Consider the following 22,633-nt stretch of genomic DNA (forward strand, 5'->3'; position numbering starts at 1 on the left):
AATTTAAAAGTTAAAATTTAATCCAAAAGTTAATGAGCTCTGCAAGCGTAAACCTCCTTTAGGATATTCAGGATCTTCTCCAAAATCATTAAATAAAATAGTACCTACGTTGTTTGCTTGTGCATAAAAACGCATACTATTAATACCCATTTTTTGAGTAACTTTTGAAGGTAAAGAGTATGATAAACTTATTTCTTGAAATCTTATATGTGATGCATCTTCCGTTAAATAATCCATATAAGGATAATAACGATCATAAAAATAGTATCTACCTTCTTCCTCAGGAATAGGAATAATGCTGTTTGGGTCTCCATTAACAACCTCACTATATTTTTCATTTATTTGAGAATTACCTCTTATAAGACTTGGGTAATTAAAGCTTTGTCTTTTAAACACATGACCAAATTTACCTGTTACAATAAATGAAAAATCAAAATCATAAATTTTAAAAGAGTTTCTCATACCTACAGTTGTAGGAGCCACAAGTGTACCTTGTGCTTTCATAAACTCTCTAGAGTCTCCTTGAGCAAAATTAATTACTGTAACAGCTTCTCCGTTTTCTCCAATAACAGATGGTTTTAGCACTGGGTTAGCTTCTGACCCCACATTGGTTAAACCTGCGTACTGAAAAGACCATAAAGTATTTGCATCATAACCTTCTACATAAGATGTTGTAGGACCACCATATAATTCATAAGATTGGTAATTGGTTTTAAAAAAACTATTTATTTCGTTTTTATTGTGTGCAAAATTTACAGAACCAGACCAAACAATATCATTATTTTTTATTGGTAATGTTGTACCTAAAGTAACCTCTATACCCTTATTAAGCATTTCTCCATTATTAAACTTTTGGTTAGTTGTACCATTAACAGATGCTATAGATTGATCCACAATTAAATCAAAACTTTGCTTATTGTAAACATCAACAGATCCAAAAAGTTTACTTCTAAATAATGAAAAATCTACTCCAAAGTTTAATGTTTTTGTTTTTTCCCATCTAAGTGTTGGGTTTCCAAAACTAGAAATAGTTGCCGTATTTTCTTGTGTAAACACATTTAAAGATGGGTTTACATTAATTAATGGTTTAAAAGAAGTAGACCTATCTACATTACCATTAAAACCGTATGTTGCTCTAAGGTTTAACCTGTTTAACCAAGTAGCACCAGTTAAAAAGTCTTCTTTATGCGCTTTCCAACTACCACCTACAGACCAAAAAGGGTTGTACCTAAATGAAGGGTCATCTGTTATTAGGTTTGATGCATCTGTTCTGTAACTACCTGTTACAGTGTACTTGTTATTAAAAGTATACCCTAAGTTACCAAACAAAGAAAAGAACCTGTTTGTATACTCTTGGTATGTAGTTGTTGGTGTTATATTAAACGGATAAAAGAAACTAGCATAACGTAATGGATAACCATTCCACATACTTGCAGTTTCTACAGGATTTAATAGTTCTGATGATGCTAAAGTTTCATCATTATAACCAAAAGAATCTGGGTGTATTGTACTAGTTGTTACTCTGTTAGACAGCTCTGTACCTGCTATAAAACTTATAGTATGCTTGTCTGCAAATGTTTTATTAAAGTTTAACTGATTTCTAAAGTTATATGAATTTACTGTTGTTTCAGATTTTTTTAAAACACCTCCTGTAGGCACATTCTGTGTTGGAACGGTATTATAATCGTAATTCCAACCAGATGTTTCATTTACAAACTGACGAACATCAAACGTTTTTTCATTATAGTAATTATCTACGTTAGTCTTAAAAATTTCATATTGTATTTTAGAAGATACAGAAAGGCCATCTATAATTTTAAAATTTAAACCTGCCTGTATACGTGTATTTAAACTTTTTGTAGAAAAATCTCTGTTTTCTACTTCTGTAATTGGGTTGTAAGACCAATCTGAATATGGAAAAGCTTCTGTAGGCACAAACATATCAAAATTTGGTTGGTAATATTTTAGGTATGATAAATCATTATAACCACCATCTTCATTAACCAACATATCCCAAGGAGCTAAAGATCTTATTGTACTAAGCATATCTCCTTCTCCATATATATTTTGCGTACCAGAGTTATTTCTTACATCTCTGTACTGAAACATACCCGCAAAATCAAAATCTAACCTATCATTTACTTTTATTTTACTGGTATAGTTTATAAGGTATTTATTTTGCTCATCTCCTTGAAAAAAAGTGCTGCTATCCTCAAACAATAATGACAAGTTGTTTTTCATAGTCTCACTACCTCCTGCTACACTTATGTTATACTGCTTTGTTATTGGTGCATTAAGCAAATAATTTTCTATTTGGTCTCTATTATTTAAACCAGATAAAGCAGCTAATTGAGCATCTCTTTCTTCATTAGTAATTCTCCCTAAACGAGCTTCGTTCATTGCTGTTAAAGGCAATGAATATGCCTGTAAATTAAAAACTGTTCCTCCTTGAGGTCCGCCAATAATACTACCAAAGAAATCCGAATCAAAAGAACGTTTTTCATAAGCAATAATATCACTTGCCGGAGCAGATGCAATAATATAGTCTAAGTCTAACTTGCTAGATGTTTTAATAAATGTATTAGCAGATATTGTTGTTTTACCCTGTTTCGCTTTTTTTGTTGTTACAACAATTACACCATTTGCAGATTTTGCTCCCCAAATAGATGCTGCTGCTGCATCTTTTAAAACAGTAATGCTTTCTACGTCGTTAGGGTTAATAGTTTCAAAACCATCTTCTATAGGAAAGCCATCTAAAACAATTAAAGGTTGTTGGTCTGCAAATAAACTAGACTGACCTCTTATTTGAAAATCTATACTACCATCTGAATTAATTGTACTTTGTAAACCCGCAACCATACCAACTAATCTTTCTGATATGCTAGATGCCGGCTTCTCTAATTGACTTTTTTTAATTGTCTCAAAAGCACCAGTAGATCTCTCTTCTGAGATTTGCTGATAACCTGTAGAAATTACTGTAACCTCATCTAAAACATTTACGTTTTCTTTTAAAACTACATTAATTACACTTTCATTTTCCTTAACCTTTATTTTTTGAGTAAGATAACCCACGTAAGAAAAACTTAATACATCACCTGCTTTGGCTTTAATTAAGTAATTACCATCAAAATCTGTAGTAACACCATTTGTTGTACCCTCTACTAATATTGTTACACCTAATAATGGTAACGTATTTTCATCTAACACCTTACCAGTTATTTGTAATTGCTGATTAATAGATGAATTGCCAGGTTTTTTTACTATTACAATTGTTTTGTTTGGTAAAAACTCATAAGACACATCACTATTTTCTAGTGTTTTATCTAATAATGCATTAGCCTTTATGATACCTTTATGTAGCACCACTTTTGGATAAGCATCAAAAAAACCTTCACTATAAATAAACTTATAGTCGGTTTGTTCCATTATAATATCAAAAACCATATCTACACTAACAACAGCATCTTCTTTAATACTGATTTTAGCGTTTTGTGAGAACGAATTTGTAGTGGTAAAACTAAAAATTGCGGTACACCATAAAAAGATAATAGCTTTCATAATCTTCATCATTAGTTTTCTTCTATAGCAGAAGAGAACATTCATTAATTTAATTTTCATAAATTTGAGTGTTTTTTTGGTTAGTTACTTAATTAATCGAGATTCAATACAAAATGGGGGATAAAGTGTTATTCTTTGGACGGTATAAACTTTGTTCCCTTTATTTTATGTAAATAATTCTATTTTTTATTTCATAGGCATTTATGTTACTTGTGTTTTTAATAATTTGTAAAATTGTTTCTATATCCTGTGTTTTGCCCAGTACTCCTTTAAAGTTAATATTTTCTAGGTCTTTATTTTCTATTACAAAATCTACATCATACCACCTAGACAATACCTTTGTTATTTCTATTAATGATTTATTTTTAAAGTTAAAATTACCTTTTCGCCAAGCAATTTCATTTTCTACATTAACATTGTAAACTTCTACTTTTTCAGCAATACCATTTGCTATTACTGCTTGTTGCCCTGGCTGCATATCTGCTTTATAAGATCCGTTTTCTAGCATAATTCTACCTTCTACCAAGGTAGAGTAGATAAAGTTTTCATTTTTATAAGCCTTAATATTAAACTCGGTTCCTAAAACTGCAATGTTTTGTTGGTTGGTAACAACATTAAATCCGTCTCCGTTATGGTTTTCACTAGGTGAAACATCAAAATAAGCCTCGCCATAAACCAACTCTACAGATCTAGACATTCCTTTTTTAAAATATACCGGATACTTTATTTTTGTTTCTGAATTTAACCAAACCTTGGTTCCGTCAGACAATTGCAATGCATATTCACCACCACGCGGTATAGTTAAAGAGTTGTAAATAGTTTTACCTTTTTTTCTGCCGGCTGTATATTTAAGTTCTTTTCCGTTGCTTTTTGCTTTACCAACGTTAACCTCTTTACCATTTTCTAAAACTACTAAAGAGCCATCTTCTAAAGAAAGAGTTGCTTTATTAGAACCCACTTTTATATTATGTGATACTTGTACTGGCTCTGCTCCTGTTTTATTAAATAAAGATGTTTTAAAAAATATACCAGACATTACAAGTACCGCTACAGCTGCAGCTGTGGAATATTTTATTAAAGTAAAAATTTTAGCTTGCTTTGCTTTCTTTTTATCTTCTTTAATAGTATCTAACAATTGTTGCCTTGCTTTTTCTGTATTAAACTTTTGTAATACATAATCTGATACAACATTTATTTTTATATATTCCTTTAGAAACTTTTCATTATTTAAGTCGTTATTAAGTAACTCCTCTAAACCATCGAGCTCTTTTTTAGTAGACTCTCTAGTAAGGTACTTAGCTATTAACTTATCTAATTTTGTTATTTTCTTTTTCATTATATTTTTAACATATATACTTTAATACGTATACATTTTACTTAACCCTAACATTTTATTAAAGTTTTTTATATATTGGCAACATATTTAACCAATTATTGTCTTTTTATATGAGTCCCCCATTAAATAGCGACATTAATTTTATAAATGCACTTAAGTCTGGAGATACTTCTGCATACAACAAGCTTGTTAATGATTACCACCAGAAACTTTGCGTTTATGCGCTTAACCTTACACATGACCGTAGTGAGGCAGAAGATATTGTGCAAAATGTTTTTATGAGAGTTTGGCGCAAGCGAGACAAGCTAAAGGCCAATTTTTCTATACAGAGTTTTTTGTATAAATCTGTATATAATGAGTTTATAGATCATTATAGAAAACAAAAAAATGTTTTTCCTTTAGAAAAAAAGTATTTAGATGCTTTACACCATTTGGTAGAAGAAACAGATGTTGTCTCCTTTGATAATCTTATAAAAAAGGTAAAACAAGAAATACAAAATTTACCACCTAAATGTAAAAATGTTTTTTTATTAAGCAAGCAAGAAGGGTTAACTAATATAGAAATTGCAGAGTATTTAAATATTTCTATAAAAACAGTAGAAGCCCAAATAACTAAGGCTTTTTATATTTTACGTACTAAGATTAATAAGAAAAAGGATAGTAATTTATTTTTATATTTTTCTATCTTAAAACTAAAAAGAGTACTGCTTTTTAAAAGTTAAAAGGCGCAACAAAAAACTTTTGCCACGCCTAATAAACTAAAAAACGAAATATTAAAAAACTATTTTTTTACTTCTAATGCCTCTAATATTTTATAAAACACCTCTGTGTTTTCAAAAACTCCTGTAAAATTATTTGACTTTGGTCCGTACGCAAAAACAGGAACCATTGTAGCAGTATGATCATGAGTTATAAAATTTCCTTCTACTTTTTGGTGGTTACCGTTACCACTTGCAATACCAAAACCAGATGTTTCATGATCTGCAGTTATAATTACTAAGGTTTCTTCATTACTATCTGCAAACTTTATTGCTTCTGCTATAGCCTTATCAAAATCTATAGTCTCTGTTATAATGCCTTTAGTGTTATTAAAATGCCCAAAAGAATCTATTTGTGCAGCTTCTACCATTAAAAAAAATGGGGTGCTTTTACGGTTTAAAAAAGATAATGCTTCTTTAGTTGTTTGCGCTAATAAGTTACCTCTACCATCCATAACCGATGGCACTCCTTTGTCTGCTAAAAAAACTCCTAATTTTTTTGACGTGTTCTCCCCTACTTTTAAAACATCATTTACTATAGTAAATTCTTTCTCTAGCGGTAAATTTTTATACAAACTAGCCCCGCCACCAGCAAAAAAATTAAGATTACTTTTTAATAAATCTTTTGCTATTTGTGCTGTATTATCTCTATCTATTGCCTTTGCATAAAATGCAGAAGGTGTTGCACCTGTAATTTTATCTGTAGTTATAATACCTGTTAAAAAATTAGCGTTACCTAATACTTCTACTAAAGTTGGTAATGGTTTACCATTAACATCTGTGCCAATAGCTCTGTTGTTTGTTTTTTGCCCTGTAGCAATAGCTGTACCAGCAGCAGCAGAATCTGTAACTAAATCATCTGCAGATTGGGTTTTTAGTAACCCAACAGATTTTAACTGCGTAAGTGTTAATTGCCCTTTATTTGCAATTGTTGCTGCCGTTATTTGAGACAAGCCCATACCGTCACCAATCATTAAAATAACGTTTTTTATGGGCTTGTTTTTCTTATCAGAAACATAAGTAGGTATATAAGTTTTTGATAAGGATTGTGTTGTTAATGTACGTTTATTTAATGTTTTTACATAAGTTACACATTTGTACGGCATATCTGTATTTATAACATTTACACCCATCTCTACAAATGTTCTCCATGCTGTTTTAGAATCTGGTGTAGCCCAAAACCTAAAAGGTTTATTTAGCTTTTTTACTGAAGCAATTACGTTGCTTACCACATCATAATCTGTATGTGTTAATCTTCCTTTACCGTTCCAAACAGAATATTTTTTAAAACTTGTACTAACCATACCAACTTTATCCCAGTTTTTAGGAGATAGGGTATTGTTTAACTCTTGATGATCAAAATAAATATAACTTGGGTAAGTGTAATACGTGCTTGGTTTAGGTCTGTTACCAGATATTAAAAACTTAATATTTTTATGTGATGTTAATACTGTATATTTTTTTAATACAGTTATAATTTTTTGAATTGTTTTTTCTGCATCAGATTTAACATCTATCATTAAAATTACATTAGATGTTGTTAACTGCTTGTTATTTACAGCTTGTTGCAAAGGGTCTAAATACAAGCTTTGTAGCGTATTGTTTGGTATTATTTCTTTTTTTGTGTGGGCTACAAACAATTTGTTTTTTGTTAACCAAACGTCTGCCTCTATAATATTGGCTCCGCTAGATAGCGCATTCCAGAATGGAACATTTTGTAGATAATCATTATGAGAATGAATAAGAATTTGATTTTCTTTTTGAGCAAAAGAAATCATAGAAAAAAAACTAACGACAAGAATGATACATTTTTTCTTAAATGTGAACATATGAGTATATTATAAAAAAGGTGCTGCGCAATTACAGCACCCTTTTCTTGTTAAAAAAACTAATTGAAACTTACTTTTATTTACCAACCTTTGTTTTGTGGTATTCCAGATGACTCTATAACAGTATTTGGTATAGGCCACACATTCATATAAGATGCATCAAAATTTCTGGCAGGCCACACTATTTCTGATGTGTATGGAGAATCTGGGTTAGACCTGTCTGTGTAAATTCTTCCATAAATAGGTTCTGCATAAGTAGCAGCCGCATCTCCCCAACGTACCAAATCAAAATGTCTGTTTGCAAATTCACCTGCTAATTCTACTCTACGTTCATGTTTAAGGTCTTCCATAGTAGCATTTGTTATTGGTGCTAAACCGGCTCTATCTCTAACCATATTTAGTGGCTCGTCTCCGTTTTTACCATCTGCAATTAAAGCTTCTGCTTTCATTAACAACACTTCTGCATAACGCATTAATGGTACATTGTAAACGGTAGTTGGGTTATCTCCGTTAGAATTTACGTATTGCCCAATAGGGTTTTCAAACTGAAACTCATACATGTATTTGTTAAACTGGAAACCTGAGATTGAATTTTCTGATTGGTATCTTTTATCTTCACCAAAGTACTTAAATTCATCACCAAAATTTAAAATAGTAACACCTCTACGTACATCTCCTGTTTCATACTCATTATACAACCCTTCAGACGGAGTGTAATAACCCCAACCGTTGTATTTACCCCAGCCTTTGTTTTCTAACATTACACCAGATAAAATACTACCACGGTCTACACCAGAGTTTACAGACCAAATGTACTCGCTTGTCCAGTTATTTAAATGACTGTGTAACTCTCTGTAATCTACCTCTGGATTGTCTGTATCTATTAAAGCTCTTCCTGAACCAGATGTTGCAACTGCATCTGCATATTTTACAACTTCTGCATACCTAGATGCATCATAAGCTGCCCAGTATAAGTTTGTTTTAGCTAAATAACCTAAGGCTGCATCTTTATGAGGACGACCATAATCTTCTGCACTATAATCTGTAAACAACGGTAACAATTCTGCTGCCTTTTTTAAATCCTCTTCAATTTGCTTGTAGTTTTCTACAACAGAAGCAGGTCTTGCGTAACTACCTCCTTCATCAAACATATTATCTACAGTAATAATTGGCACACCACCATTTACATCATCACCATAAGTATGTGCTACCCAAAAGTAACTAAAGGCACGCATAAAATACGCTTCACCTAGAACACGGTTTTTAGTACTTTCTGATATTTCCATTTCTGGAACGTTTAATAAAATATCATTTGCACGTCTTATTACTTGGTAAGATTTTGTGTAACAAGTAGAGGTATAACTTCCTTCACTACCATCAATATTAAAATCTTTTATAACATCTGCTGTGGCTTTAATACGACCTGTAATCATATCATCAGATGCGTTAATGTACCAGAAAAAACCTCTACCAAACATTTCTTGGTCAGACATTAATAAGTATAAACCATTTGCAGCCTGTACAGCATCTGTTTCTGTTTTCCAGAAACTCTCGTTAGACACCTTACCCAAAGGCTCTAAGTTTGTAAAATCGTCTGAGCAAGAGGTTAGGTTTAACCCTAAAACACCCAAAGCAATTAATCCTAATTTTTTATATGTATTTTTCATTGTATTCTTTTTTTAGTGTGATTATAATGACAGTAATAATCCTAATGTGAATGTTTTTGCTACAGGATATTTAGCAATATCTAATCCTTTACCACCTACTTCTGGATCTAAACCTGTATACTTTGTAAACGTTACTAAGTTTTCTCCTGACACATACATTCTTAATGATGAACCTTTAGATAGTTTATCCATTACCTTATTGTTAAAAGTGTATCCTAAGGTTACGTTTTTAATACGTAAGTATGATGCATCTTCTAAATACCAGCTAGATGCAGTACCAAAGTTTTTATTATCATCCTTTGTAGAAATAATAGGAATATCTGTATCTGTATTTGTTGGTGACCAAGCATCTAAAACTCTGTTATCTAAATTATACCCAGATAATGCGCCATTATAGGTTGTAAATTTATAACCGTTAAAAGCCTTAACACCTGCTACGCCTTGTAAAATAACATTAAAATCGAACCCTTTGTAGTCTAAGTTTGCACCCAAATTATAGGTTACTTTAGGTTGGTAAGCATCATAATACTTACGGTCTTCAGAGCCTATTTTACCATCGTTATTAGTATCTTGAAATTTAAAATCTCCTGGCCTTGCGTTTGGTTGTATTAAGTTACCATCTTTAGTATAAGCATCTATTTCTGCTTGTGTATTAAATATGCCTAATTGCGGAATTAAATATGGCGTATATAATGCACCACCAACTTGTGTTTGGTAAGGAACTAATACGCTTCTTACATTGTCTGTATGATAAAAAACATCCTGACCAATAGATGCGTAACCATCTAAGTTCTCTAACTCATTTTTAATAGTTGTTGCATTGGCATTAATACTATAATTTAAGGCTCCGTTTGTATTTGTATAAGTAGCAGAAACCTCTAAACCTGTGTTTTTTACTTGTCCTCCATTTACATCTGCAGGAGATATACCTTGGTTAATATCTGCTAAACCAGGAATAATCATTCCTTTGGTTGTTTTTTCAAAATAATCTACAGTTAAGCTTAAACTGTTGTTAAATAAAGATGCATCTAAACCAAAATCTAAAGACTCTGCTGTTTCCCACTTTAAATTTCTGTTTGCATTTCTTTGTACGTAGCTACCAACATTATCAAAATAAGCACCATTTTCTCCCATAACTACGTTACTACTAGCTACAGGAACATCAAAAGGATAATAACCACTAATAGACTGTATGTTTCCTATTTCTCCCCAAGATGCTCTAAATTTTAAATCGTTTATTGCATCTATATTAAAGAAAGACTCGTTAGAAATTCTCCAACCTGCAGATACAGATGTAAAAGTATCTGACTGGTTCTCTACTGCTAATCTAGAAGACTCATCTGTACGTATACTACCAGATATATAATACTTATTATTATAGTTATACATAACCCTACCAATTGCAGAAGTTAAAGCTTCCTCAAAAGGGTTATTACTTGGTTTATTTAACAACTCTGCATTTTGCATGTATTGGTTAAATGGCTCTTCTGATGAAAACCCTGTACCTCGTAAAGAAATATAGTCACCTTTTGTTTTTTGAGCAGAATAAATTGCTGTTGCATTTAAATTGTGGTTACCAAAAGACTTGTTGTAAGAAAGTTGGTTGTCCCAAATCCATTTATTTTGAGTAGTATTTGTTTGTAATAATGAATTTTGACTATTACTACGGCCTAACTCTGGTACACGAGGATAAAACTCTTTTGTTTTATTATCTCTGTAAGAATATGAGTAGCTTGATTTAAATGCTAAACCATCTAACAAATCATACTTAAAATATACGTTTGCATTTATAAATGTTTTAGGAGACTCTTTTGTTGGTCTTAACAATAAAGCTAATGGGTTGTAAACATCTCCGTAAGCACCTGCAAACTGAGATAAGTTTTCTGGTACAACACCTGCAAAACTTCCATCTTCATAACGTGTTGGTGATGCAGATGGCATATAAATTGCGTTTATTATAGTACCAGAATATGGATTATCTGTATTAGTACCGTAAGCTTCATCTCTTGAGAAATAAATATTTTCACCTACTGTAATTTTATCTGTAATGTTAAAGTCAGATTTTAGCCTTAAACTATAGTTTTGAGAACTAGTATCCTCTAACACACCTTCTCTATCTCTAAAAGCAAAAGAAGTATAGTAATTGTATTTTTCTCCTGCTCCACTTAAATCTACATTTAAGTTATTTACAGTTGCATCTCTAAAAATAGCATCAATCCAATTTGTACGATTTACTTGTCCGTATGGGTTTTGCGCTGCGTCATGAGCAGATTGTCTTGGCACACCTGCATTATCTGCTGCTAAGTTATAAACCTCTGACTGTTGCTGTGCAGTTAAAGGTGTTGGCAAATTAGATGCTGTTTTTATACCGGTATAGTAGTTAACATTTAACCTAGGTTTTCCTGTTTTTCCTTTTTTAGTTTCTATCACAATTACACCAGATGCAGCTTGTGCACCATAAATTGCAGCAGAAGCAGCATCTTTTAATACAGATATAGACGCAATGTCATTAGGGTTAATTTCTGGACCACTATATGGTAAACCATCTACAACCACTAAAGGAGACTCCGAATTTAATGTACCAATACCTCTAATTTTTATACTAGCTGTACTTGTTGGATCACCACCAGAGCTTAATACGGTTACACCAGCAATGTTACCTTGTAAAAACTCTTTATAGTTACTAACAGGCCTACTGGTTATTGTACCCACATTTGCCGCAGTACCAATTGCCGAGGTTAAATCTCCTTTTTTAGTAGATCCGTAACCTATAAGTACAACCTCATCTAAAGAGTTTGTTGCTTCATCTAAACTTACAGCAATTGTTTGGTTACCATTATAAGCAACTTCTTTACTAGCAAAACCTAATGAAGATATTACCAATACTCCATTTTCTTCTTTTAACTGTAAAGTAAAGTTACCATCAAAATCTGTTGCAGTACCTGTTGTAGTTTTACCTTTAATAGTTACTGCGGCACCAGATATTGGTAATCCGTCTGCGTTAGACACCACTGTGCCTTTTACTGTTACCTGCGCTAGCATGGTAGATAAACACCCTAAACTGAGTGTTAGAAAAAAGTATAATTTTTTCATTTTAATTTATAGTTTTTGTTTTTCTCAAATGTATTGTGTGGTGTTTTTTAAAGGGGGTAAAATTGTTTCATGCAAGCGGACAATTAGTACAAAAAGTGCTATTTGAGCATCAAAAAATAGGACTTTTGTTACAGTAACATTAACCTAACATAGAGCTAATCCTAAACAAACAATACATTTTATATTTTTTGCTCCTTATAGGTTTTAGGACTTACCCCAAAATGCTTTTTAAATGTGCGACCAAAATATTTACTGTCACTATAACCACACTCAAAACCAATTTCTGAGATATTAAACTTTTTATTTTTAAGTAGATATTCTGCTTTTTGCAAACGCAAAGAAGTTATAACGTCTGATGGTGATTGCCCCAACTGTTCTTTAAACAATCTGTAACATTTAATTCTAGATATTTCTAAAATAGATATTAGTTTTTCTACATTAAAGGATGGATTAGACAATTCTTCCTTTATAATTTCTAAACTGCGTTTTAAAAGTTTTTCATTGCTAGACTGTAGGTCATTTTCTTCTGTAAGAATTTTAAAAATTTCTTGCTGAAACTTGTTTTGGCCACGACCTGTACTCCTATTTATTAAAGACGTAATTTTATTACTGATAAAAGTTTTACTTGCTGGCAATTGAATAACTACGTCTATACCAAATTCTAAAGAGGTTTCTTGTAATGCATAGTTAATTTCTTCTGATACGTATACTAACGGAACTCTATCCTTTTTAGGAATTTCTTTGTACTTCTGTAAAAAATAGGCTATTTCTTTAGTAAATCCTATTTGATAAAACACCAAAACATCTATCTGTAATTGTTTTAAGGCTGATGATAAATTGGTTACTACATCTTCAAACAATAAGTAATTATCTGTATTTTGTAGTAGCTGATTTGAAATATTAAAATTTGAAGCTGCAGTAAAAACTAAAATTTTATTTTTATTAACCGGAAGCTTTTCTTTTATATCTAAGTGTTTCCAGGAAATGGTTTCTACTGCCTTTGTATTGTTCTGCATTACAATAACTGGTAAAGAAAAATTAAAGCTAAAGTAGTCTGCATTGTTTAAATTACAAGTACCGTTAAGATCTTTAATTAGCACTAAAAAAGCCTTGTAATACGGACTATAATTTAAAATATTTTTTACATTACCTTGTAAAACTGTACTGTTAGACGTTACTGTAAATTGCAATGTATTTTCTTGTAAAACAATAGCTACATCTAACAAGCTACTAGCCTCTGAGTATTTTACTATATCATTAAAAATATATTTTAATAAAAGTTTTAATCTTAATAAGTCTACCTCAACCCAATTTATACTCTTGTCTATTTGTGCATTAAAATTTGCACTGTTCTGTTTTAATTTTTCTTTTACATTGTTAGCTATTTCTTTTAAAATAGGTAGTAATTTAACAGAAGTTAACCGCACTTCTCCTAACTCTTTAATATGATCTAAATAGTTCCATTCTGATATTAAATCTATTATTTTACCAGATTGCTGTAGAATTTCTGTTTTAGGTTCCTGATTATTTTTAATCTCATGTGCCATTTTTAGTATTATAGATAATGGCTGCTGAAATTGTGTGAGTACAAAGGTTTTAAACTTATCTACCTCAAAATCTTGATTTTTTAAATTGTTATGTAAGCTTAAAAGTTTTTCTTTTTGCTGAATAATTTCTTGGTTTTTATCATCTAACTCAGTATTAATTTTTAACAAGTCTTGCTTTTGTTTTTCTATAAGCTTTGTTCTTGCTACAATTTGCTCTTCAAGTTTTTTATGTTTTGCCTTTGTACTTTTATTTTTTAAATAAATAAACAACAAACCAATACCCACTATTAAAAGTAACAGTAACATAAAAAAACTAATAGTCTCGTAAAATGCTTTTTCAATTTTTAAACTAAAAACCTCTTTTGGTGTATCGTTTAGGTTATTTTTTAACAAAAAAGTATAATCCCCAGAGGACAAATTTTGGTATACAATATTTTGTTTTCCTTTTGCTAAAATCCAGTCAGTATTTTTACCACGTAGTTTATAATAGTAACTGCTTGTTTTTTTTACCGGAAATACTATAGGCGTAACTGTTACATTTATAGTATTGTTGCTATGTTTTTTACTAATTGCCTTATTTGTAGTAATAGGTATACTATTTACCTGCACTTTTAACTTAGCTGTATTAGGTGTAATAGTTAGCGCGTTAGGATTAAAGTAATTAAGCCCTATTACACCACCAAAAAATAATAATCCTTTGTTGTCTTTATAGTAGGCTCCTTCAGAAAATTCTGGTGCTTGCCAACCTTCTTTTGGGTTAAATGGTGTTACTTGGTAAGTATTTTTGTCTATAACAGCTATTCCTTTTGTTGTACTAACCCACATTTGGTTTTGGTTGTCTAAAACGCCATAAACCATATGACTTGGTAAGCCATTTGCATCTGTTATATTTTTTATAACTCCTTTTTTTGTGTTGTACACCGTAACGCCTCCCAATGATGCTATCCAATAGTTGTTTGTATCATGGTCTATAAAAAGTGAATAAACACTATTACCTAAAATTCCGTTTTTTTTGGTTAACTGCTTGTAATTACCTGTGGTAAGGTCTAAAATAAAAACACCATCTTGCTCGGTTGCAATAATTAAATTGTTTTTATCTTTTTTAATGTTTCTTATATTGTAATTTTTAAATTTATCTTGCCCCTTAAATTTTGTAAAACGCTGCGTTTTTAAGTTATACTTAGCCAAACCACCCCAACAGGCAATCCATATTGTATGGTTATCATCTTCATAAAAAGAATAATTTCTGTTATTTGGTAGTTCTGGTATGTTAGCAGCTTCAAAAGTTGTGTAACTATTATTTTTAATACGTAAAATACCCGCATATGTACCTACCCAAATACTACCATCTTTAGCTGTATAAAGAGACCTTACACGCTCCCACTCTTCGTTTTGTTTAGATTCTTTTACAGGGAACTTTACATAACATTTTGTTTTTTCACTATAATGATACAATCCGCTGTTGTAATACCCTATCCAAATATTACCCGCTACATCTTTAGTAATAGCCCTTGTAGTTTCTACTGGTAAATGAGGAAACCTATTAGGATGCGGTATAACAGAAGATATTTCTTGAGAGCCCGAATATGCCATAGCTAAGCCACCATCTTTTTGGCCTAACCATATATTGCCATACACATCTTGGTTTAATGATGTTACCTCATTACTATAAAAAGTATAAGGTGTGTAAGCATCATATGTATAGTTATGTATTAAACTTGTAGTTAAATTATTAATGTGGTTGGGTATAATATAAATTCCGTTTTTAAACGTTGCAAACCATAAATTACCTTCCTTATCCTTTAAAACATCATTAATAACTAAATGAGGATATTTGGCTAAAAGTATTTTTTTAAATTCTTTTTTTTGATTGTTTTTAGAGGTGCCATCTGCGCCTTCAACAAAATTACCATTACTGTATTTATATATTTTTTCTCCAACCAAAACATTTATAACACCGCTGGTTGAAGCGTACATTGCCCTTGGACGCTGGTTAAATTTATAATGATGAAACTCATTATTACCAACATATTTACTAATTAATCCTTCATTACTAAAGGTCCATATAAAACCATCCTTATCTTTTTCTATACTGGTAAGGTAATTACTTGGTAAAGATTTTGGGTTATTAATATCATGTTTAAAAGTGGTAAATGTGTAACCGTCAAAATAATTAAGTCCGTCCCAAGTGGCCATCCACAATCCGCCATCGTCATCATTTAAAATATCTAAAACAGAATTATTAGACAATCCTTGGTCTGTAGTATAATTTATAAACTTTAATTGTTGAGAGTAGCCATACAAAGAAGCTAATAACAGGAGGTATACTATATAAAATTTCGTTTTCATCGCCATTTTTACAAACAGCTAAAATACCCTACCAAGGTCAAGTTAATATTAGGTTTAGATTAACAAAACCTTTATTTAATATTAGTATCTAATGTTACAAAGTAATGTTTATGGTAAATTACTATAGTGTGAAATGTTTATTTATAGTCAAATACCAAACAAGAAGTATAAAGTTGTGAAATTTATAATATTTTTACAAAAAACAATGTATAAAGTTCTTATTAGGAACAATAACTATCTTTTTGGCTTATATTACTATACCAGAGTCTAAACTATCTATACTAGAAATTTAAATAACGTTACAAATATTGTTTTGTTAAGTGTTCTATTATGAAAAATAAATATTATCAAACCATATTCTTACTTTTTTGCTTCTTTACTACTTTTACTACAGTAGCACAAGAAACACCTCCTATCTTAAATTTTTTATCTACAGATTATGGTGCGGAAAATCAAAATTGGTACATAAGCCAGGATAATAACAAAAATATATACGTAGCAAATAATGATGGTCTTTTGGCCTACAATGGTTCTAGATGGACGTTATACCCTTCTGTTAATGGTTCTGTTATAAGAACAGTTAAGGTTGTTGATGACAAAGTTTACACTGGTTCTTTTATGGAATTTGGGTATTGGAAACAAAATGAATATGGTAGCTTAACATACTTTTCTATTTCTGAAACCATTAAAGATGAATTGTTAGAAGATGAAATTATATGGAATATAAAGAGTCAAGACAACTATGTTATTTTTCAATCCTATGATAGAATTTATTTTTATGATACCACAAAAAAACAATTACATTATACAACAGACAAGGGTAATTATTATAGAGTATTTAAAGTAAATACTAAAGTATATGTGCAAAAATTAGATGGTACAATTTCTAGACTAGAAAATGGAATTGAAATTTTAATTGCTAAAATTCCTGAAGAATTAAACATAAAATACATATTAAATATATTTTCTATTAATAATACCTTAATTGTTTTAACTCGTACACAAGGTCTATTTAAAATACAAAATAAAACCTTAAATAAATGGCACATTCCAGGGGATACTTTTTTAGATAAAGCCCGAATTTTTAGAGGTATTCAATTAAGAGATAAAAGTTTTGTACTAGGCACTATTTCTAAAGGAGTTATTTACTTATCTGCTAAAGGAGAAATTATTAATACTATAAACCAATCTACTGGCTTAAGTAATAATACAGTACTTAACTTGTTTGAAGATGTAGATGGTAATGTATGGCTAGCTTTAGATAACGGCATAAATTGTTTAAACTTAAAATCATTTATAAAAGAATATAACGACAATTATGGTGATGTTGGTACCACTTATGCATCAATAGTGCATAATAACTTTTTGTACATTGGTACTAATCAAGGACTTTTTTATAAAAGCTTAGACTCTAACAAAGAGCTTAAGTTTATTAACGGAACAAAGGGGCAAGTATGGTCTTTACATACTTATGACAATGAATTGTTTTGCGGACACAATTCTGGTGTTTTTAATATTAAAAACAATAAAGCAAGTCTTATAAGTAATATCTCTGGTGTATGGAATTTTAGACCCCTACCAAAGCAAAAAAATAAAATACTATTTGGGCACTATTCTGGCTTAGCAATTTTACATAAGCAAAATAATAAGTGGACATTGCAAAACAAACTAAATGGTTTTGAAATCTCTTCTCGTTTTTTTGAAATAAATAACACCAAAGATATTTGGGTTAACCATGAACATAAGGGTATATATCATTTAACTTTAAATGATAGTTTAACTGGTTTTAATAAAATAACTCTTTTTGATGAATTTAAAGGAAAAGCAGCTGGTTTAACAAAAACTAACAATCATATTATTTATGCAAATGAAAATGGGGTTTTTAAATTAGAAAATAAAACACAATCTTTTATAAAAGACAGCGTACTAAGTGCTTTAATTCCTAAAAAAGAATATAGGTCTGGAAAATTAATTTTTGACAAAAGAGAATTATTATGGTCTTTTAATAAAAATGATATTAAGTATGCACAAAAAGGTCCATTACCAAATATGGTTTCTATTAAATCTATTCCTATAGAAAATAATTGGAGAAAAATTAATTCTAGTTTTGAAAATATAGCAAGTTTAAATAATGATAATTATACACTAGGTAAAACAAATGGTTACATTAATGTAAACTTGTCTAAAATAGAATCAAAGTCTCACCAAGTTTTTATTGATAAAATAAAAGTTAAGGAAAAGGAGACAAATTATAATGATGTAAACATTTACAATAAAGGAGATTTTAAATTTAAACAATCTTCTGTATTTTTTAGTTATACTACTCCTAATTATAATAAGTATGAAAACACATACTACCAATATCAACTAGAGAATTTTGATTCTGATTGGTCTAGTTGGTCACAAAACTCTTATACGTCTTACGATAAGTTATCATACGGAGACTACGTATTTAAAGTTAGGTCTAAAATAGGCAATAAAATATCTACTAATATTGCCACGTACACTTTTACCATACAAAGACCTTTTTACTTGTCAGCAATAGCAATAGTTAGTTATGTTTTGTTAGGGTTATTTCTTATTTTTTTAACTCATAAATTTTACAAAAGGTACTATTATAAAAAGCACCAAAAAACTTTATTAGAAAATAAGCAAAAAATGCAACTTTTAGAGTTTAAAAACGAACAAGAAGTTATTCGTTTAAAAAATGAGAAGCTAAATCAAGAAATAGAAAGTAAAAACAGAGAACTAGCCATCTCTACTATGAGTATAGTAAAACGTAATGAGGTGTTAAGAAGAATAAAAAAAGAACTTAAAAAAGATACTGGTATTACTAACACTAAACACCCTGTTTTTAAACTTATAGATAAAAACTTAAATAATGTTAAGGACAGAAAGTTTTTTATGGAAGCATTTAATAACGCAGACAAAGAATTTTTAACTAGAGCTAAAGAGCTTCATCCAGATTTATCTGCAAATGATTTAAAGTTTTGTGCCTACCTAAGACTTAACCTTTCTTCTAAAGAAATTGCACCATTATTAAACATTTCTGTAAAAAGTGTAGAGGTAAGAAGATCTAGACTTAGAAAAAAAATGAACCTTTCTAGAGAAACTAACTTAATAGAACACATACTATCCATATAATTGATAATATTAGCTTAATATTACCACTACAATACCACTACTACAAGCCAATTTTCTCTCTTTTTTGGCAGTTTTTTGGCTTTATGGGCAAAATAAAACAATTGCCAAACCACTGTAATTGCTTAATTACCAAAAAAAGACACAATAAAATGCAAAATGTATGTTTTTATATAGTTAAAATTTAATTATTCTCATTTTTAATAGTATAATTTAGCAATACTTAAACAGCTAGTTTCATAACATTTCGTTAATACAAACAAATAGAACTATCTGTTTATTTGAGAAAAATTAACTATCTATGATTTCAAAACTATTAAAACAACCAAAATTATTGGTTTTTATAGCACTACTATTTTTATCTAATACTATAGTAAATGCTCAAGACCAAAAAACAGTATCTGGTAAAGTATTAGACCAGAATGGAATTCCTTTATTAGGAGCAACTGTACTCTTAAAAAGTACAAGTATAGGTACAACTACAAACTTTGATGGAGAGTTTAGTATAGAGACCTCTACAGCGTCACAAACCTTAGTAATATCTTATGTAGGTTATGTTACAAAAGAAGTATCCATTACAAACGCTCCTTTAACAATAACATTAACTGAAGATGCTAGTGCCTTAGACGAAGTTATTGTTGTAGGATACGGTACACAGAAAAAAAGTGATTTAGTAAACGCTGTAGCTACCACAGACCTAAGTAAAGCAACACTAACACCAACATCTGACGTTACAGAAATGCTAAGAGGTAGAGTTGCTGGTTTGCAAGTAGAAGTCGGAGGCGGAACTTTAAGACCTGGTGGTTTTTCTGAAATTATTTTTAGAGGCCGTAGTTCTATAGAAGGTAATACAAGTGCTATTTATGTAGTAGACGGTATTATTAGAGAAGGTGGTATAGAAGACATAAATTCTGATGATATTAAATCTATAGAGGTATTAAAAGATGCTTCTGCACAAGCTATTTACGGATCTAGAGGTGCTAACGGTGTTATTTTAGTAACAACAAAAAGAGGAGAAAGTGGTAAAGTAAACGTCTCTTATCATGGTTATGTAACTACAAAATCTATTGAACGAAATTTTGATGTGTATAGCGGTGAAGAATTTGCACAACTAAGAAGAGAAGCTATACGTTCTAACAATGCAACAAATGAATACCCAAATGAAGAAGATGCATTTTCTGAAATTGAAATGGAATCTATAGCAAATAATGAATTTGTAGATTGGGAAGATGAATTATTAAGATCTGGCTTAGTTAATAGTCAATCTTTAAATGTTTCTGGAGGAACAGATTTTACAAAAATATATGCTAGTGTAAACTATTTTAAAGAAGACGGTATAATTCCATCATCAAGCTATACACGTAAAAATTTAAGACTAAACGTAGACCAAAAAATAAATGATAAATTCTCTGTAAATTTTGATTTTAACTTATTGTCTGATGATATAGAGAGAGCTGCCAATATTAATGTAATTACTTTTTCCCCATTAGGCAAAGCCTATAATGAAGATGGTAGTTTAACTCAATACCCTAGCGGAGAAGAATTATCTGCTACAAACCCATTATGGAATTTAAGAGAGCAAGATAATGATGAAAAAGGAAACGATTTTATTATCAATTTATCTCCATCATACCAAATAACTAAAAATTTACATTATCAATTAAAAACCAATTTAACTAGAAAAAATTCTGAAAGAGGCCAATACCAATCTTCTTTAAGTTCTGCTGGTGATACAGATAATGGTATAGCTAGGATAGACAACCAGTTAAAAGAGTCTTATTTAGTTGAAAATATTTTAACTTATACTAATGACTTTAATAACAACAACAAGTTTAACCTAACGCTAGTACAGTCTGTACAAGAAGACAAATTTACAAGAACATTTACAGAAGGCAGGGGTTTTATAAACGAAAGCTTAGGGTATAATGGTATTACAAATGCCATTGGTAATGTTACTGTAGAAAGAGACCAAAACACTTTTAAGAGTGCCTCTTTTATGGCTAGAGCTCGTTATACTTTATTAGATAAGTACTTATTTTCTGCAACTTATAGAGCAGATGGTGCATCTGTAAATGCCGAGGGTAATAAATGGAGTCATAACCCTGCTGCTTCAGTTGCTTGGAAAATTCACAACGAAAACTTCTTGAAAGAATCTACTGCTGTACAAGAATTAAAGTTTAGAGCAAGTTATGGCTCTTTAGTAAATGGTATTAGTAGACCATATACATCTTTGTTTACTGCAGAAGGACAAAATTATGTTTTTGATGGCGAATCTGCATCTGGTTACTCACCATCTGTAGTATTACCAAATGTAAATCTAAAATTTGAGACCATTACAACCTTAAATTTCGGATTAGATTTTTCATTGTTTAAAAACTTTTTAACTGGTACTGCAGAATATTATGATGCTAGAACTAAAGATTTATTGTTAAGAAGAGGCGTACCTTCTACCACAGGTTATAGATACACCTATTTTAATGCTGGTGAATTAAAAAATTCTGGTATAGAGTTAAGCTTAACTGCCAACCTAATTAATACTGAAGATTTTAGATGGTCTGTTTCTACAAACTGGTCTAACAATAAAAATGAATTAGTTAACTTATATAACGATGGTAATGGAGAACCTATTTTAGAGGATGATGCCTATAACTACTATGTAGGGCAACCAACAGGAGTTATTAGACAGTATCAGTTTGATGGAATTTTTCAAGAAGGAGACGACTTTGCAAATGCACCACAAGCAAACCCAGAATCTACAATTACACAAGAAGATTTAAGGCCTGGAGATATTAGAATTAAAGACACAAATGGTGATGGTGCTATAACACAAGAAGACAGAGTATTTACAGATCCTAACCCAGATTGGTTTGGCTCTTTATCTACAACACTATCTTACAAAGGTTTTGATTTGTTTGTAGATTTTTATGCTGTAGAAGGGGCTACTAAAGTAAACCCATTTTTATCAGACTTTAATAATGGTGGTACTTTATCTGGTAAATTAAATGGTGTAAAAGTACCTTATTATACACCAGAAAATCCGTCTACAAGCTTCCCTAGACCTAGTTATGACTCTACTCCACAGTATTTAAACTCCCTTGCTGTTAAAGACGCATCCTATGTTAGGCTAAGAACTTTAAGTTTAGGGTATAGTTTACCACAAAACTTTTTATCTAAAATTAATGTAGATCAAATTAAATTTTATGTAACTGCTACCAACTTATTTACCAATACAGATTATATAGGTTATAGCCCAGAAGTAAATATTAGAAATACATTTTCTAGTTCAGATACAGGTTATCCAGATTCTAGAAGTTTCACATTTGGTGTAAAAGCAAGTTTATAATTTAAAAACAAA

Annotated in this window: 9 protein-coding genes; 3 read left to right on the top strand and 6 right to left on the bottom strand. The window is 30.6% G+C overall.

Annotation, left to right across the window (positions count from 1 at the left end; genetic code table 11):
- Positions 1 to 3: 3 nt before the first annotated feature.
- The gene (locus JM80_RS14660; protein WP_255436824.1) at positions 4 to 3,618 is read right to left on the bottom strand and encodes a SusC/RagA family TonB-linked outer membrane protein; all 3,615 of its coding nucleotides are present in this window, start codon (positions 3,616 to 3,618) and stop codon (positions 4 to 6) included.
- A gap of 100 nt (positions 3,619 to 3,718) precedes the next feature.
- On the bottom strand, positions 3,719 to 4,894 hold the full coding sequence (locus JM80_RS14665; RefSeq protein WP_013622007.1) for a FecR family protein: 1,176 nt from the start codon (positions 4,892 to 4,894) through the stop codon (positions 3,719 to 3,721).
- A 110-nt stretch (positions 4,895 to 5,004) separates the two neighbouring features.
- On the opposite strand from JM80_RS14665, the gene JM80_RS14670 reads away from it, so the two are divergent.
- Positions 5,005 to 5,616 carry an RNA polymerase sigma factor gene (locus JM80_RS14670; protein ID WP_051983486.1) on the top strand — a complete coding sequence of 204 codons (612 nt, stop codon included), beginning with the start codon at positions 5,005 to 5,007 and terminating at the stop codon, positions 5,614 to 5,616.
- A gap of 59 nt (positions 5,617 to 5,675) precedes the next feature.
- Here the strand turns inward: JM80_RS14670 and JM80_RS14675 are convergent, their stop codons facing one another.
- The 4 genes from JM80_RS14675 to JM80_RS14690 all read right to left on the bottom strand — a co-directional run bounded on the left by JM80_RS14675 (position 5,676) and on the right by JM80_RS14690 (position 16,137).
- The gene (locus JM80_RS14675; protein ID WP_089118695.1) at positions 5,676 to 7,430 is read right to left on the bottom strand and encodes an alkaline phosphatase; all 1,755 of its coding nucleotides are present in this window, start codon (positions 7,428 to 7,430) and stop codon (positions 5,676 to 5,678) included.
- A 131-nt stretch (positions 7,431 to 7,561) separates the two neighbouring features.
- On the bottom strand, positions 7,562 to 9,148 hold the full coding sequence (locus tag JM80_RS14680) for a RagB/SusD family nutrient uptake outer membrane protein (protein ID WP_089118696.1): 1,587 nt from the start codon (positions 9,146 to 9,148) through the stop codon (positions 7,562 to 7,564).
- Positions 9,149 to 9,169: 21 nt separating this feature from the next.
- Entirely contained in the window at positions 9,170 to 12,241 is a 3,072-nt protein-coding gene (locus JM80_RS14685; protein WP_144710793.1) for a TonB-dependent receptor, read from the bottom strand.
- Between the two features lie 179 nt (positions 12,242 to 12,420).
- A complete protein-coding gene (locus tag JM80_RS14690) occupies positions 12,421 to 16,137 on the bottom strand; it encodes a two-component regulator propeller domain-containing protein (RefSeq protein WP_144710795.1) in 3,717 nt (1,238 codons plus the stop codon).
- A gap of 330 nt (positions 16,138 to 16,467) precedes the next feature.
- Between JM80_RS14690 and JM80_RS14695 the strand changes: the two genes are divergently transcribed.
- Both JM80_RS14695 and JM80_RS14700 read left to right on the top strand, forming a co-directional pair.
- On the top strand, positions 16,468 to 19,281 hold the full coding sequence (locus JM80_RS14695) for a triple tyrosine motif-containing protein (protein ID WP_144710797.1): 2,814 nt from the start codon (positions 16,468 to 16,470) through the stop codon (positions 19,279 to 19,281).
- Between the two features lie 298 nt (positions 19,282 to 19,579).
- Positions 19,580 to 22,621, top strand: coding sequence for a TonB-dependent receptor (locus JM80_RS14700; RefSeq protein ID WP_144710799.1), 3,042 nt, complete (start codon positions 19,580 to 19,582; stop codon positions 22,619 to 22,621).
- The last annotated feature ends 12 nt before the right edge of the window (positions 22,622 to 22,633 follow it).

This window comes from Cellulophaga sp. RHA_52 (assembly GCF_007827205.1).
In the GTDB taxonomy this organism is placed as follows: domain Bacteria; phylum Bacteroidota; class Bacteroidia; order Flavobacteriales; family Flavobacteriaceae; genus Cellulophaga; species Cellulophaga lytica.